Origin of the sequence: Shewanella sp. 6_MG-2023, from assembly GCF_030547195.1 — a bacterium.
Lineage (GTDB): Bacteria > Pseudomonadota > Gammaproteobacteria > Enterobacterales > Shewanellaceae > Shewanella.
Genome location: NZ_JAUOQU010000024.1, coordinates 40152 through 55242, shown reverse-complemented (window position 1 = coordinate 55242; position 15091 = coordinate 40152). Strand labels below are relative to the sequence as shown.

At 40.7% G+C, this 15091-nt stretch carries 12 protein-coding genes; 5 read left to right on the top strand and 7 right to left on the bottom strand.

Annotation, left to right across the window (positions count from 1 at the left end):
* Positions 1–41: 41 nt before the first annotated feature.
* The 7 genes from Q4533_RS14300 to cmoA are packed head-to-tail and all read right to left on the bottom strand — an operon-like array spanning position 42 to position 7917.
* On the bottom strand, positions 42–1187 hold the full coding sequence (locus Q4533_RS14300; RefSeq protein WP_102437196.1) for a DUF3541 domain-containing protein: 1146 nt from the start codon (positions 1185–1187) through the stop codon (positions 42–44).
* The gene (locus tag Q4533_RS14295) at positions 1165–2970 is read right to left on the bottom strand and encodes a hypothetical protein (RefSeq protein ID WP_303502987.1); all 1806 of its coding nucleotides are present in this window, start codon (positions 2968–2970) and stop codon (positions 1165–1167) included. Before Q4533_RS14295 ends, Q4533_RS14300 begins: the two co-directional genes overlap by 23 nt.
* Entirely contained in the window at positions 2933–3889 is a 957-nt protein-coding gene (locus Q4533_RS14290) for an alpha-L-glutamate ligase-like protein (protein WP_076536381.1), read from the bottom strand. Before Q4533_RS14290 ends, Q4533_RS14295 begins: the two co-directional genes overlap by 38 nt.
* On the bottom strand, positions 3889–5394 hold the full coding sequence (locus Q4533_RS14285; RefSeq protein WP_102437200.1) for an inactive transglutaminase family protein: 1506 nt from the start codon (positions 5392–5394) through the stop codon (positions 3889–3891). Before Q4533_RS14285 ends, Q4533_RS14290 begins: the two co-directional genes overlap by 1 nt.
* A gap of 8 nt (positions 5395–5402) precedes the next feature.
* On the bottom strand, positions 5403–6167 hold the full coding sequence (locus Q4533_RS14280) for an ATP-dependent zinc protease (protein ID WP_102437202.1): 765 nt from the start codon (positions 6165–6167) through the stop codon (positions 5403–5405).
* Between the two features lie 29 nt (positions 6168–6196).
* On the bottom strand, positions 6197–7189 hold the full coding sequence (cmoB, locus tag Q4533_RS14275; RefSeq protein WP_102437204.1) for a tRNA 5-methoxyuridine(34)/uridine 5-oxyacetic acid(34) synthase CmoB: 993 nt from the start codon (positions 7187–7189) through the stop codon (positions 6197–6199).
* The gene (gene cmoA, locus Q4533_RS14270) at positions 7186–7917 is read right to left on the bottom strand and encodes a carboxy-S-adenosyl-L-methionine synthase CmoA (RefSeq protein WP_102437206.1); all 732 of its coding nucleotides are present in this window, start codon (positions 7915–7917) and stop codon (positions 7186–7188) included. The genes cmoB and cmoA overlap by 4 nt, the downstream gene beginning before the upstream one ends.
* A gap of 236 nt (positions 7918–8153) precedes the next feature.
* Between cmoA and Q4533_RS14265 the strand changes: the two genes are divergently transcribed.
* The 5 genes from Q4533_RS14265 to ruvA all read left to right on the top strand — a co-directional run bounded on the left by Q4533_RS14265 (position 8154) and on the right by ruvA (position 15084).
* Positions 8154–10985, top strand: a complete 2832-nt coding sequence (locus Q4533_RS14265) for a transporter substrate-binding domain-containing protein (protein ID WP_303502985.1) — start codon at positions 8154–8156, stop codon at positions 10983–10985.
* A gap of 301 nt (positions 10986–11286) precedes the next feature.
* Positions 11287–13068 carry an aspartate--tRNA ligase gene (aspS, locus tag Q4533_RS14260; RefSeq protein ID WP_102475518.1) on the top strand — a complete coding sequence of 594 codons (1782 nt, stop codon included), beginning with the start codon at positions 11287–11289 and terminating at the stop codon, positions 13066–13068.
* A gap of 118 nt (positions 13069–13186) precedes the next feature.
* Entirely contained in the window at positions 13187–13933 is a 747-nt protein-coding gene (locus Q4533_RS14255) for a YebC/PmpR family DNA-binding transcriptional regulator (protein WP_303502983.1), read from the top strand.
* Positions 13934–13948: 15 nt separating this feature from the next.
* Positions 13949–14470, top strand: coding sequence for a crossover junction endodeoxyribonuclease RuvC (ruvC, locus tag Q4533_RS14250; protein WP_102475520.1), 522 nt, complete (start codon positions 13949–13951; stop codon positions 14468–14470).
* Positions 14467–15084, top strand: coding sequence for a Holliday junction branch migration protein RuvA (gene ruvA, locus Q4533_RS14245; RefSeq protein WP_102437215.1), 618 nt, complete (start codon positions 14467–14469; stop codon positions 15082–15084). Before ruvC ends, ruvA begins: the two co-directional genes overlap by 4 nt.
* Positions 15085–15091: the final 7 nt, after the last annotated feature.

Genomic DNA, 15091 nt, shown 5'->3' with positions numbered 1-15091 from the left:
CACAGTGATACGCTCTTGAAGGCAATCGAGAACGCGCTTAATTACTTAGCGCTAGGTTTCTCTTTTGTATTGCTGTTAGTTTTAGTGAGATCTTTAGGCGTCACTTGCACCGGCAAATACTTTTTCGTCGCTTTTATTTCAGCAAGGTAAGGGCCTTTATGCAGCTTCTCTGGCCAATCAAGAAGCATCATCGCCAATACATTGCGGTGTTCGCCTGACACCATATTGGGATTACCACGAGGTGACGGGATCAGTTGATACTCAGGGATAAATGACGCCGCAATATGGTTTTGAGTCTTTTTAACCACAGGATGGTTTGGCTGACCCGCTAATAAAAAGCTAATGCCGACTTCTGAAATAATGTCATCGGTTGCATCAGTTAAGATCCGATCAATGTTGTTATTAAAGTAATCTAAAATCCATTGATAATCTTTGGCGTTAACTTGCTCTTGATAATAACCACTAGAGGCAAAAATAAAGTGTGTCATACCATATAGCTTGTTTCGGTACTGCTTTTTATCAAGATTGTTGTCTTTATCGTCAGGATAAGTCTCGATGAACGCTTGTTTATATACCTCGACATAATCCCCCACATTTAGCTGTTTAGCCCAGTAAACATAATTCACTAACTGCGCGGCCCATGATGTGATCATTTTAGGATCAGTCAAAGCTGGGGTTAAATCATAGGCTTTTAAGCCTTTAATCATTTGCTCATGACATGGCCCCATGAAACCCAGTTCATCGGTGCGACTGGCATAGCGCAATAAAATATCGCTATAGAAAATAAACTCTGGAAACGGCTTAAGGGCTTTTTTACGCGCTTTAGCACGAGGACCTTTACCTAACACGCTAATAGCTTGTTCGGCTTCATCTTCAATAAAATTAGGTTTATCCATATTACAGGCAAAGTAGTTTTGTCTTTCTGTAATGGTGATCAAATCAATTAAAGCGGCATTAGCGTACTTTTCATCACCAGTCATGCGATACATACGTAAACCATAATGCCCTTGAATTCGAGGTGGCAAGGAATACATATTTTGTTCAAGGTTAAGCTGAATTGCGCTTCGAACTTGCTGGTGAGTTAATTGATGGTTATCTCTGGTTTCAGCAAAGCTGCTGGCACAAGTAAGTAGCAACGAAAAGCTGATTAAACTGGTTAAGGATTTAAATTTTCGAATTGCCAACATTAAAGGCTCTCCTGATGATTGATGATGGATCAGTCGGTGGATTAAGTATAATGCTCATTTGTTGGATTAGGGATAAATTATCTTCATTAACTACCAAAATATCAAAAACTTGGCGATTTGTTATTGAAGCGTTAGTGTCTGTATTAATCAAATTAACTAAATTTTGTTGCCAAAGTGGGTGATAGTAATCGAGCCCTTCATTAGCTATGCCGTTAAAGCTATAGGCCATATTTTTTGCATCCGGCCATTGTTGATTAAAACTCGCCTGAAAAGCCTGATTGATGGCGCTATTTAGTTGTTGATTATTTATATCATCTCCTTGCTGCTCAGAGTTTAAATAATACCAAGCGACTTTGCTGCGAAATACCCTAAGTTGCTGTCGATAAGACTCAGCAAATTGCTCTCTCGCTGAAGGGGTTAAATAGGCTAATTGGTGTTGTAGATGACTGCTTAACCAATAATAACCTAATAAATAATTATCTGTTGATACTCCAAGCTTATTTACCAAATAGAATTGGCTGCCTCGAGGCATAGCAGTAATGGCCTCGCTGAGGCTTTTCACCAGTTGCATTGCTTGGCGCCGATTAGATAAATATTTTGGAAAAACCACGCTCGCTTGGGCAAATTGCTGACCGATCACCGGATACCTAATGATATTCGCCATCGAATGCTTACTTGTATGGATATAGAGTTCACCAACTAAACGCTGCTGATGCCACAAGCGATAAGTTGTAATTGGTTCTGATGGTTCATTGACCGTTGCAGTGCCATTGCCAGTACTCGCGGTGGTATTGGTTTCATTAGTGGACGACATATCAGCTTGCACTTGGAGGGGAATCGCTTCGAATTCAAGCCCCAGAGGCGTTAATACATCGACAACTTGCTGAAATAAATCACTACTGTTTTTGGGGCCAAGATAAGGGGTATTTTTTATCTGACTAAGGGTTTTACCGATATTCCAAGGCGCTGTATTAATATTATTGGTTTGGCTTTCTAAGAAGGATAATAACAGCTGATTTGTTAATAACGGCTTTGTTGATAATGATTGGGTTGCCTGTAATGGCGCGCTTTGGGCTTCAGCTGAAGCAATGCTGGGCTCAGGCGCTGAAACTTGCTGCTTAATGGTTTTAATTGTCGCTAATAACTGCTGATTTTTACTTTTTGCCCGTGCTTGATAGGCCTGCCAAGTGGTTTTTCGGCATTGCTCATCTGGTTGTAAAAGTAAGTATTTGGCTAAACTGATCTCAAAAGCAGAGTTTGTATCATCGCGGTTGGTATCTAACTGGCATTGTGCGTTATTAAATACCAATTTCAAATTACTATTACTAAGGTTTCGTCTTATCGTTGCCTGTGCATTGTGTAACTGTGATTTGGTATCGATATCAAGTTGGGCTAGTGTAATCGCGTTAATTTTATTGGCTAATAAAGAGTAGGGCATGTGGCTATCTTCAAGCTCAGCGATAAAACTGGATAATTGAGGCGCTGTTAACAATGCTGATAATTCATCAGCTAAATGTAATTGGCACATTAATAGCCCTTCACGCTGGTTATGAGTGGCTAAGTGGCGGTAGTAATTTAAACGGTCGTTAAAATTGTTAAAGCCTAAGGTTAATTGCTCAAACTGTAATGTTTGGTAAGGGGTTGTTTGCTTTAAATCTAGGGATGCTAAAGACGGTTTGTATTGCAAACATTGTTGCACAAACAGCTGAAGAGGATTGGCAACTGCTTGCGCAGTTGCCAATAAACTAAAAGTTAGGATTACTACAGAAATGCTTTTTGGCATAAGCCACACGTTCTTCCACTGAAACGGCAGGGCCTTTGATAGACTCAACATGTTGCAAGCGTTGTAAAATCCCTCTACCGTTTGCGGTTTGAATTGCAAGTCCTGGTCGAGCATTTAGCTCCAGTAGTAATGGACCTCGCTGCTTATCCAAAACCATATCGGTTCCTAAATAACCCAGTTCACACATTTCATAGGCACTGGATGCGGTATGAAGCAGAGTGTCCCAGTTTGGGACTTGAATTTGTGACAATTCAAATTGAGTATCAGGATGCTTTAAAACAGGTTCATCAAATTGAACAGCAAACAAACTTTTGCCTGTAGCAATATCTAAACCGACACCGACAGCGCCTTGGTGCAAATTAGCTTTGCCATCAGAAGCAGCTGTTGAGCAGCGTAGCATGCCCATTACTGGATAGCCTTTAAACACGATTAAGCGGATATCAGGCACGCCTTCGTAACTAAAACCATCAAAAACCGGATCGAACTCAATCAAGCCTTCAACAATGGCGACATCAGGGGTGCCGCCTAAAGAAAACAACCCACTTAAGATGTTGGAGACATGGCGATAAACTTCAGTCGGCGTCACTTCATCGCCATTAGGTTTATAATAGCGACCGCCTTCCACTTTAGTGATCACCAAAATCCCTTTACCGCCAGAACCTTTTGCTGGCTTTATCACAAAGCCAGTACGGTCGATGACCATTTGCGGAATATCATTGATTTTGTGCTGCTCTTCAACAACACCAATCAAGTCAGGTACGGCAATACCATTGGCTAAAGCTAATTGCTTGGTAATCAGCTTGTCATCCACGCGTTTGTAATATTTACGAGGATTATATTTTCCAATGTAATCGATATTACGCTTATTCATATTTAATACGCCTTTGCGGCGCAGCTCCCAAGGCCAGGCAAAGTTCATTACTGATCTCCAGCCAAAGGTTTAAAGCGTTTAAGCTCTGTGAGACGGTAGCCAGTGTATTGGCCCATCACTAACACCATTGCTAAAATCACTAAGTGAATACCTAAGAAGTTAAATACCCAATATTGGATCCAACTGTTACTCATAGCAAGGTAGGCTAAGGTGGCGACAAACAAGCTACCACCGCCGGCCATCACTACCGCTTTAGGGCCTTCTTCTTCCCATAAAATTGACATACGTTCAATGGTCCATGCCAAAATGATCATCGGGAAGAAGGTAATGGTTAAGCCTTCACTTAATCCCACTTTATAGGAAATAAGCGTAAACAAGCCAATAATAAATATCACTACAATAATGACCGCGGATATTCGGGATATGAGCAATAAGTTAAGTTGCGATAAATAGGAGCGGATCATCAAACCAAAGGCGACAATTAACAAGAAGCCAATTAAGCCGGTCAATAATGTGGTTTGAATAAAGGCTAATGCAATCAGTACCGGCATAAAGGTACCTGATGTCTTGATACCGATAATCACTCTTAAGAACACCACCACAAGCACGCCAATTGGGATCAATAAAATCCCTTTGAAGGTACTTTGTTCTTCTAGTGGTAATTGGTACAAAGAAAAATCCAGTGCATCTGAGTTTTTCATCATATCGATAGAGGTTGCCAGTGCTGAGCGTGTTTCTTGCAACATTGAAAAGTTAACTTGCGAGTTACTGCCACCAACAACATCTAACACCGATTGGTTATTGTGTTGCCATAAAACCAAGTTATCAGGACGGCCTTGTTTGTTGCCTTCAACATCAAATAAAACCCATTCACCATTATGATAAACCTGCACATAAGGATTGAGTTGCTGACGACGACGTTGGTCTTCTAGCATTAGACCACTCACTTGTTTTGCAGGAACGCCTTTAGAGTGCAGCATTTGCAAAAACAACTGGGTACGAGTGTTAACTGATAATAACAGTGCTAAATTCTGCGATTGATTAGTGTCGTTAATCACTGACATTAACTGCTGTGCGTAAGAAAGGTTATTAGCACTGCGCTGCCATACATCGTTCATGATTTGGTCAGCGGCGCCTTTTTCAGTGACTTGCCATAAAAAGGGTTCTGGTGTTTCAGGTACTTCATCTTGGGTGACGTCAAGTTGACCTGTCGGTACCAGTGTTACACGGTAATATAAGGATTGACGTCCAGAGGATTCACGAATTGACCAAACTGCTCTTCTGTCAGCCCCTTCTGAGATATTTAGACCATATCCCGGTGAGGTAGCATTTTCTGAAAGTACATCAAATGCAGGATCTTGTGGCAAAGAGAGTGATACTTCGGTTGGGTTATTATTACCATTAAACATCACTTTTGCTTCCACTGACCAGCTTTGAACCTGCTGACCAGGAAGGAAAGGGACGTTGTGTTCAACGCTGCGATAAATACTGGCTGCAGTACCGAATATAAATAATAACGCGACGAAGATAAAAAACGGTTTACGTGAATGCATTAGAAGTCCTATTTAACTTTTGTCGTTATTTGTTTGTCTTTTTTTCCATGAATATAGCTCTGGCCGACATCGACTACAGCAATATCTTTCATAAATTTACGACCAAGTAGTAAGGGATAATCTAAATGGCTACGATCGGTTAAGTTTAAGTCAGTTTCAGCGGCGTATTTACCAATTTGCAGGTGGGCATGAATAACGGGGCGGCGATCATCAGGTTGTTCTGCATCTTGTTTAATGCGCACAAAACGTTCAACTTTATGTTCAAAAGTATCTCCAGGTTGATCCTCTCCATTGATCATTACATCGAAGCGAACCCATTGAACGCCATTACGTTCAAATAACACAATATTGCGGGCATCTAATGATGACGATTCAGCGCCAGTATCAATACGCGTTGCAAAAGCGGCTTTTAATTCGTCAATAAAAACACTTTCTACTTCACCCAGAACAAACTTATCGGTTATTGCTGACTCAGGACACTGAGGTGGTTCATTTAATTGCGCTAATGCAACGGCATCAGCATCCATTTTTTCAGATTGTTTGGTAAGAGTATCGGTGATTTGTAACCTTAATTGTTGTACTTCTTCGTTTAAGGCAACAATTTCAGGTGTGGCGCTAATACATTGGCTATTAATCGCTTCAATAATAGCGGCCTGAGAACTGGCTAAATTTGAAGTAAACTCTTCACTACCAACCGGAGTTACTTTTTCTGTTGAAGCACAGCCGGTGATTAACGCGGCTGTACAAGATAAAATAAATACCTGCTTTAACATGATAATTCCTGTTATTTTAATAATCTAGGTTAAATTAAGTCGTGATTAGGTTGGTTCTTTATTGCAATAATCGTTGCACGTTTGGGTGCAGGGTAACCTTCTACCGTTAAACTAACATCATTTGGATCAAGATAATCCACTAATGACTCGTTTTTCATCCATTTAGTTGAGCGCTGTTCTGCCATAGAGGTGACATCAACATCGACACAACGGATATCGGTAAAATCGCATTTTTTAAGCCATAACATTAACGCATCAACGGAGGGTAAAAACCATACATTGTTCATTTTGCCGTATCTGTCTTCTGGCACTAAAACCGCATTTTCATCACCATCGATAACTAAAGTTTCTAATACCAATTCGCCGCCCATACGCAGTTGATCACGTAACTGCATTAGATGGTCGATAGGTGAGCGGCGGTGATATAACACTCCCATAGAAAACACTGTATCAAACGCATCAAGTGCTGGCAGTTCTTCAATTCCTAATGGCAATAAATGAACAGGATGCTGATTACCCGCTAAACGCTTAACGGCTTCAAATTGGCATAAAAATAACGGCGAAGGGTCAATACCCACGACACGTTTTGCGCCAGCCCCTAGCATGCGCCACATGTGGTAGCCGCTACCACAACCTACATCTAGCACGGTGCGATTCTCTAACGGTGAAATATGTGGTTTGACTCGATCCCATTTCCAGTCACTGCGCCATTCGGTATCGATATCAATACCATGAATATTAAAAGGACCTTTACGCCAAGGTTGAAACAAGCCTAAAAGGTTTTCAAGTTTTTCAGTTTGACCTGCAGTTAATTGGCTGCCATCGCCAATTTTGACACCATTGAATAAATCGATGCTTGTTGGAGTAGGGTAATTAAGTTTGTTAAGGACTTTTTCCCATTTAGGTAAATTGCCGTGTTTATGTTCACGTTGCCACTTTCCTAAAATAGCCGGTAATTCTTCCAACCAGTGTTGTAACGATGAGTCGGCAATTTGTTGATAAAAAGAGCTGAAACTAATCACTTGATAGCCACCATAGATGCGAAATTAAAACATTGGAACCATACAGTTGAATGACTAAAGCCATTATCAGTAAAGCGTTGTTGGTGGATTGTTAAACTGTCTGGGCGCATCACATTTTCAAGTGCGCTGCGTTTTTGGCTGATTTCTAACTCACTGTAGCCATTAGCACGTTTAAAATCGAGGTGTTGTTCATACAGCAATGATTGAATCACATCATCTTCAAAGCAGAGCTTTTCTGAGATCACTAAAATGCCGCCAGGCAATAAGCCTTGAAATATTTTTTTGATCAGGCTATCTCTATCTTGCACCGGTAAAAACTGTAAGGTGAAATTTAACACCACCATCGATGCATTGGTGATTTCTACATCTCTAATGTCACCACAAATTAACTCAACCTCAGTATCACTGACATAAGCCGCGAGATTTTCCTGACATCGAGAAACCATAGACTCGCTATTATCTACTGCGATGATACGGCATTGGCGTTGTTCAATTTGACGACGAATACTTAAGGTAGCAGAGCCTAAGGAGCTGCCTAAATCATAAATATTAGAATTTGGCGTTACATACCTATCAGCAAAATCACCTATCGTATTAATGATTTGTGCATAACCAGGTACAGAACGTCTGATCATATCGTTGAACACACCAGCGACGCGATTATCAAATTGAAAATCTGATATTTTGTCAGTTGCTGTGGCGTAAATTGTGTCTTGTTGAGAGTTCATCTGCAGTAACTTAGGAGTATTATATTGTCATTCTAGCTAATCCTAACAAATAGCAGCAAGTATCCCATTGGAATTTTTGTAAATTATTTTGTTTATTGGCTATTTTCTCGGTAAATTATTCACCTTGTTAGACAATTAGTCGATATAAAACGGTATGATGTACAGTAATTAAAAATAATCAACAAACACATAACCTTTTTCTTCAGAGAAAATACATCTTGCACAAGGGATAGCGCTTGAAGTTCACTCAATTTATATTTGTCATCATAGTCAATTTAGTGCTCACCACTGCTACTTGGGCTAATACCTCCTCAGATGAGATACTAGTAAGCTCACTACCGAAAACAATATCTATTTCAATGAGTGAAGACGCTTACCCTTATCAATTTGTTGATCAAAATGGTAACCCTTCGGGTTTGATGGTCGATTTATGGCACGAATGGTCAGTTAAGAGTGGCATTAAAGTGATTTTTAAGCCCATGCCATGGAAGGAGTCACTCTCTGCTGTTGAAGAAGGTAAGGTCGATGCCCATATAGGAATGGTAGTAAACGCGAAAAGAAAGACAAAATTTGCTTATGCCAATCAAATAACAACATTAAATAATTACGTTTACCTTCATAATGATATCGCCACTAAGAAAAGCATCACAGATTTAAAACCTTTTAAAATAGGGGTTATCGAAGGCACATCTCATCTCGATGATTTATTAGCCATTGAACCTAGTCTCACATTTAAAACCTTCAAAACTAAACGTGAACTCGTGGACGCGGTAATTGATGGCGAGCTATATGCTTTTGCTGCTATTCAAGGTTATTATCAAGGGATTCCGGTTAATTTTGATTTGGCCAATAAGTATCAAACTTCCGCTAGGATCTCAGTTAATACAGTTAATTTAGCGCCAGCGGTTGCCAAACGGCACAGTCATTGGGTTGCTGAAATTAACCAAGGTTTTGCGCAAATATCAGCGAAGGTGGTTGATGATATTGAGAAACGCTGGTTTGGCCTGAGACGTGAATCAGGCGGCTTAATGATCGCTATGCAAGTTGAAATTGAGCCGTTTGTTGATATAAACCCTGAAGGTCAACCCCATGGTTTATTTGTCGATATTTGGCAGCTATGGTCAGAAAAAACGGGTATCAATATTAATTTCATTTCTAGCGATATGAACGGTAGCATTAACATGGTTAAGAAAGGGCTTGCCGATGTTCATATTGGTTATCCTGAAAGTGACACGATGAACACTGGGTTAAATCGTGCAAATCATTTATATACGGTAAAAAGTCGTTTTTTTAGTTACCAAAAAGAATTAACCAATATTAGTCAAGTTGATGGTAAACGCATTGGTATTTTTGCCACATCTCCTTATATTGTTGAACTGAGAACATTATTGCCTAATGCGCAGCTGCGGTATTACGATTCTATGGCTCAAATGGTCAAAGCGAGCCAAGACGGCGATATTGTCGGCTTTGTTGCATCGAGTGCGACTACGTCACATTACTTACTTAATAATAAAAAATGGGCAGATTTCAATCAGCTCACTTCAACTGAATTTAGCACCCAGATTTATAACCTCACCAATGTTGAAAACACAGAGCTTGCTGAGCGTATCACCAATGGTTTCAAGCTGATTAGTTTGCATGAACTAAATAAAATAGAGCGTAAATGGCTGGTTAATAATGACGACCGCACTTTTATTAGCCGTGATAAGCAAATATTTTTAAGTCATAACGAGCAAAAATATTTGGACTCCTTAGGTGCATTAAAATTGGGCTATTTAGACGACTGGGCACCAATGGAATATCAAAATGAACAGGGTGAGTTTTCTGGCGTTAACAGCGACGTCACTGACATTATCTCTAATCAATTAGGAATCGATATTATTCCAGTTGCTTATCAAGATTGGGATAGCCTTAACAATGATATTAAATCAGGAACCATACACATGGTCGCTAGTATGGCCAAGAGTAAATTGCAGCAGCCTACGCTCGAATTTACCGATGGTTACTGGCCATCTCCTTGGGCCATTGCCACCTCACTCACTGAGCAACCACTATTTAATTTAAGTCAATACACAAGTAAACGGATTGCTGTGGTCAAAGGGTACAGCATCAATAATCAATTAAGGCAACAATTTCCAGGCTTAAAGATCATGCCTGTGGCAGATGTCAAAAGTGGTTTAAAAGCCGTATCTACAGGTCAAGCTGATTTATTTATTGAGCAAGTGGTTACCTTGGCTTATGCACTTAATGAAGGTGGTTTCCCTGATTTAAAAATAGCACTGGTAGCGGATTTAGCAGAGCAAAAAAGTCATATTGGCGTCTATTCAGAACTTAAAAAGCTCATCCCACTAATTAATCGTGCCTTAGAAACTATTGATGAAACAAAGCAGCAGCAAATGTATCAGCAATGGGTGGCCATTGACTTAAGTAGCGAAGCGGATAAATATCAACATTGGTTTAAGATGCTGTTGATAGGGTTAGTTATTGTTAGCGCTATTACATTGTTGGTTATTTGGGGTAACAGGCGGCTGAAGGCAGAAGTGGAGCTTCGTAAACAAGCACAATTAGAAAGTAAATTTGCAGCTGAGCATGATCCTGTGACTCATTTACCTAATCGGTGTTTACTTGATGATAGATTAGCTTGCGCCGTCACCGCTCATCTAAGAGAACAACATAAATTTGCCATTTTATTTATTGATATCGATAAGTTTAAAGCAGTTAATGACACCTATGGCCATCATGTTGGTGATCAAGCATTAGTTGCTATAGCAAATAGCTTGAAAAAAGCGGTTAGAAAATCAGATACAGTTTCTCGATTTGGTGGTGATGAATTTGTCATACTACTGAATAATATCGATAACGCAGAAAGTGCAATTAAGGTGGCTGAAACCATTACTGCTAACCTAACAGAGCCTTTGAGGATTGATGGTATCAGTCTAACGCTTACTGCCAGTATCGGTATGGCGATTTATCCTGATGATGGTGATAACGCCATTGCATTGTTAAAGTGTGCTGATAAAAATATGTACCGCAACAAGAAAAGCGCTAACAACTTAGGTTACCAATAAGCTGAATAGTCTTGATTAATTTCTAACAAATAAACTTAAGGCTTGGCAGCGGTTAACCAAAAATGCAGCAGATCCACAAAAAAAGCATTGGATGATGCTTTTTTGCACGTTTATTGTGCTAACTTTTTCCTAAAGCCGCGTTAATTGCAGTAAACTATTTCAAAGCTTGTAGTAAAATAATGTTCGGATTTATTTATCACGTCATTGACGTTGTTTAAGTACTATAGTTGCTAGCATTATTTATCTAATGTTTAACAGAATTATTTTTTAGAACCTATTACCGAATTAAGGGTAGAGTTAAATGCGCAGTCAATATTGTGGAGACGTCAATAAGTCTCATCTTGGTCAAGAAGTCACCTTAGTAGGTTGGGTAAACCGTAGCCGTGATTTAGGTGGCGTGATTTTTTTAGATCTTCGTGACAGAGAAGGGATTGTACAAGTTGTTTATGATCCGGATTTAGAAGATGTTTTCAAGGTTGCCAGTAGTTTACGTGGTGAATTTTGTGTACAAGTAAAAGGCGTGGTGCGTGCAAGACCAGAAAGCCAAATTAATGCACAAATGAAAACCGGTGAAATTGAAGTATTAGGTAAAGACTTAGTTATTATCAATGCTTCTGCGCCGTTACCACTAAGCATGGATAACTACCAAAACAATAGTGAAGAGCAGCGTTTAAAATACCGCTACTTAGATTTACGTCGCCCAGAAATGGCTGACAGAATCGTATTTCGCTCTAAAGTGACTAGTGCTGTGCGTCGTTTCCTTGATGACAGCGGTTTTTTAGATATTGAAACGCCAATCTTAACCAAAGCTACACCAGAAGGCGCTCGTGATTATCTAGTTCCAAGCCGGACCTATAAAGGTCAATTCTTTGCCTTACCTCAGTCACCACAGTTGTTTAAGCAATTGTTAATGATGTCTGGTTTTGACCGTTATTACCAGATCGTAAAGTGTTTCCGTGATGAAGATTTACGTGCAGATCGCCAACCAGAATTTACTCAAATAGATATCGAAACTTCTTTCATGTCGTCAGATCAAGTGATGGCGAAAACTGAAGAAATGGTTCGTGGTTTATTTAACGACTTATTAAATGTCGATTTAGGTGAATTTCCACGTATGCCATATGCAGAAGCCATGGCACGTTTTGGTTCAGACAAGCCTGATTTACGTAACCCACTAGAGTTAGTGGACATCGCTGATTTGGTTAAAGACGTAGAATTTGCAGTATTCAGTGGTCCAGCTAACGATGTCGAAGGTCGTGTTGCGGCATTACGCATTCCAGCAGGCGCATCTTTGTCTCGCAAACAAATTGACAACTACACTAAGTACGCTGGCATCTATGGTGCTAAAGGCCTAGCGTGGATGAAGATTAACGACTTATCTGCTGGCATTGAAGGTATTCAATCACCAGTACTAAAATTCTTAAACGAAGAAATCGTTAACGAAATTATCAGTCGCACAGGTGCGCAAACTGGTGACATCGTGTTATTTGGCGCTGATAAAGCCAATGTTGTTGCTGAAGCAATGGGAGCACTACGTCTTAAAGCCGGTGAAGATTTTGACCTACTTGAAGGTGAATGGCGTCCATTGTGGGTTGTTGACTTCCCAATGTTTGAGAAAATTAATGGTGGTTTCCACGCTGTTCACCATCCGTTTACCGCAGCATGTGATGTTACCCCGGAGCAATTAGAAGCGGATCCAGCCGCTGCGATTTCAGATGCATACGATATGGTATTAAATGGCTGTGAATTAGGCGGTGGTTCAGTGCGTATTCATAATGCAGAGATGCAAAGCGCGGTATTCCGTATCTTAGGTATTTCAGATGAAGAAGCCAACGAGAAGTTTGGCTTCTTACTTGAAGCATTACGTTATGGTACACCACCTCATGCAGGTTTAGCCTTTGGTTTAGATCGCATTATCATGTTAATGACAGGTGCAAGCTCAATACGTGATGTAATGGCATTCCCTAAAACAACCACTGCGGCATGTCCGTTAACTAATGCCCCAGGTTTTGCTAACCCGCAGCAGTTAGTTGAATTAGGTATCAATGTTATTCCGCAAGAGAAGCCCGCTACTGAAGAGTAATCTAAAGTTTGGCTACATTGATAAAATAACAAACCGAGGCATATGCCTCGGTCTGTTTTTATAATACCTAAGTGTGTAATCTAACAGGTATTGAGACCGGAAATTTAAAGGACTTACCATGGCTGGACACAGTAAATGGGACAATATTAAGCATCGTAAAGCGGCCCAAGATGCCAAGCGTGGCAAATTATTCAGTAAATTTATTCGTGAGTTAACCGTTTCAGCACGAGAAGGCGGATCAGATCCAGATGCTAACCCGCGTCTACGCGCCGCAATAGACAAAGCTTTATCAAATAATATGACCCGAGACACGGTAGAGCGCGCAGTAAAACGTGGTGCCGGCGAGCTTGATGGTCAGCAGCTTGATACCATTATTTATGAAGGGTACGGCCCAGGTGGCACCGCAGTGATGGTTGAAACCATGACCGACAACAAAAACCGAACTGTCTCTGGCGTACGCAATGCATTCAGTAAGTCAGGTGGTAACCTAGGCACCGATGGTTCTGTCGCTTATATGTTTACAAAATCTGGGGTCATTTCATATCCAAATACTGTCGATGAAGATCAACTGATGGACGCCGCCTTAGAAGCGGGTGCAGATGATGTGGTTTCCCATGATAATGGTGCATTTGATGTACTCACCACGCCTGATGCATTTGGCAGTGTTAAAGATGCCCTAGATACTGCTGGTTTTGAAGCAGTAAATGCCGAAGTCACCATGATTGCCGGTACTAAAGCCGATTTAGATGCTGATACCGCAGCTAAATTTATGCGCTTGATCGATAATTTAGAAGATCATGATGATGTTCAAGAGGTTTATCATAACGCTGAAATATCAGACGAAGTAATGGAAAGTCTAGGTTAAGGAAACCTTAAAACCGTGACAACAATATTAGGCATTGATCCTGGTTCACGAATTACCGGATACGGCGTCATCAAGTGCCAAGGCAGACAACAACTGTATTTAGGCAGTGGCTGTATTCGAACCTCAGCAGATGATTTGCCGACTCGATTAAAACAAGTTTTTGATGGCATTACAGAAATCATCAAGCAATACCAGCCGGATCAATTTGCCATTGAACGGGTTTTTATGGCAAAAAATGCCGATTCGGCTCTAAAGCTTGGGCAAGCACGCGGCGCCGCCATTGTGGCGGCCATGAATGCTAATTTGCCGGTTGCTGAATACAGTGCAACCCAAATTAAAAGTGCTGTTGTGGGGACGGGGCGCGCGCAAAAAGCGCAAGTTCAGCATATGATCCAGCAAATTTTTAAATTGCCTGCTGCGCCTCAAGCTGATGCTGCTGATGCACTTGGCGTTGCTATTTGTCACTACCACACTTATCAAAGTTTAATTGCGCTGGGTGGAAAAGCTCAAAGCCGCACATATGGAAGATACAAATGATTGGAAGATTATGCGGATTGGTGGTTGAGAAACAGGCCCCAGAAATTGTACTTGATGTTAATGGCGTTGGTTACGAGTTACAGGTACCAATGACCAGTTTTTACGAGTTACCGGAATTAAACCATACCGCAATGCTATACACCCACTTTGTGGTACGTGAGGATGCGCAATTACTTTATGGTTTTATTACTAAGCAAGAGCGGGCGTTATTTCGCTTATTAATAAAAACCAATGGTGTCGGCCCTAAACTGGCGCTTACCATTTTGTCAGGTATGACCGCTGGCGAGTTTGTTAATTGTGTTGAGCGTGATGATATCGTGACCTTAGTAAAACTTCCCGGTGTCGGTAAAAAAACTGCAGAACGCTTAGTTATTGAAATGCGCGATAAACTGAAAAGTTTACTCGAAGCTTCCGTTGGCTCCGAGCGTGAGTTTGCATTGCAAACTAACTATCAACCTGCAGTGGTTGAAAACAATGCCGAAGAAGATGCTATTGCCGCACTAGTATCATTAGGCTACAAACCCGCGCAAGCGAGTAAAGCGGTTATAACAGCTTATTCAGACGGCATGACCAGCGAAGTATTAATTAAAGCCGCGCTAAAATCGATGCTTTAACTCCGGT

Coding starts and splice junctions, on each gene's coding strand:
- Q4533_RS14300 (WP_102437196.1), bottom strand. CDS start 1,187: ATGTTGGCAATTCGAAAATTTAAATCCTTAACCAGTTTAATCAGCTTT.
- Q4533_RS14295 (WP_303502987.1), bottom strand. CDS start 2,970: ATGCCAAAAAGCATTTCTGTAGTAATCCTAACTTTTAGTTTATTGGCA.
- Q4533_RS14290 (WP_076536381.1), bottom strand. CDS start 3,889: ATGAACTTTGCCTGGCCTTGGGAGCTGCGCCGCAAAGGCGTATTAAAT.
- Q4533_RS14285 (WP_102437200.1), bottom strand. CDS start 5,394: ATGCATTCACGTAAACCGTTTTTTATCTTCGTCGCGTTATTATTTATA.
- Q4533_RS14280 (WP_102437202.1), bottom strand. CDS start 6,167: ATGTTAAAGCAGGTATTTATTTTATCTTGTACAGCCGCGTTAATCACC.
- cmoA (WP_102437206.1), bottom strand. CDS start 7,917: ATGAACTCTCAACAAGACACAATTTACGCCACAGCAACTGACAAAATA.
- aspS (WP_102475518.1), top strand. CDS start 11,287: ATGCGCAGTCAATATTGTGGAGACGTCAATAAGTCTCATCTTGGTCAA.
- Q4533_RS14255 (WP_303502983.1), top strand. CDS start 13,187: ATGGCTGGACACAGTAAATGGGACAATATTAAGCATCGTAAAGCGGCC.
- ruvA (WP_102437215.1), top strand. CDS start 14,467: ATGATTGGAAGATTATGCGGATTGGTGGTTGAGAAACAGGCCCCAGAA.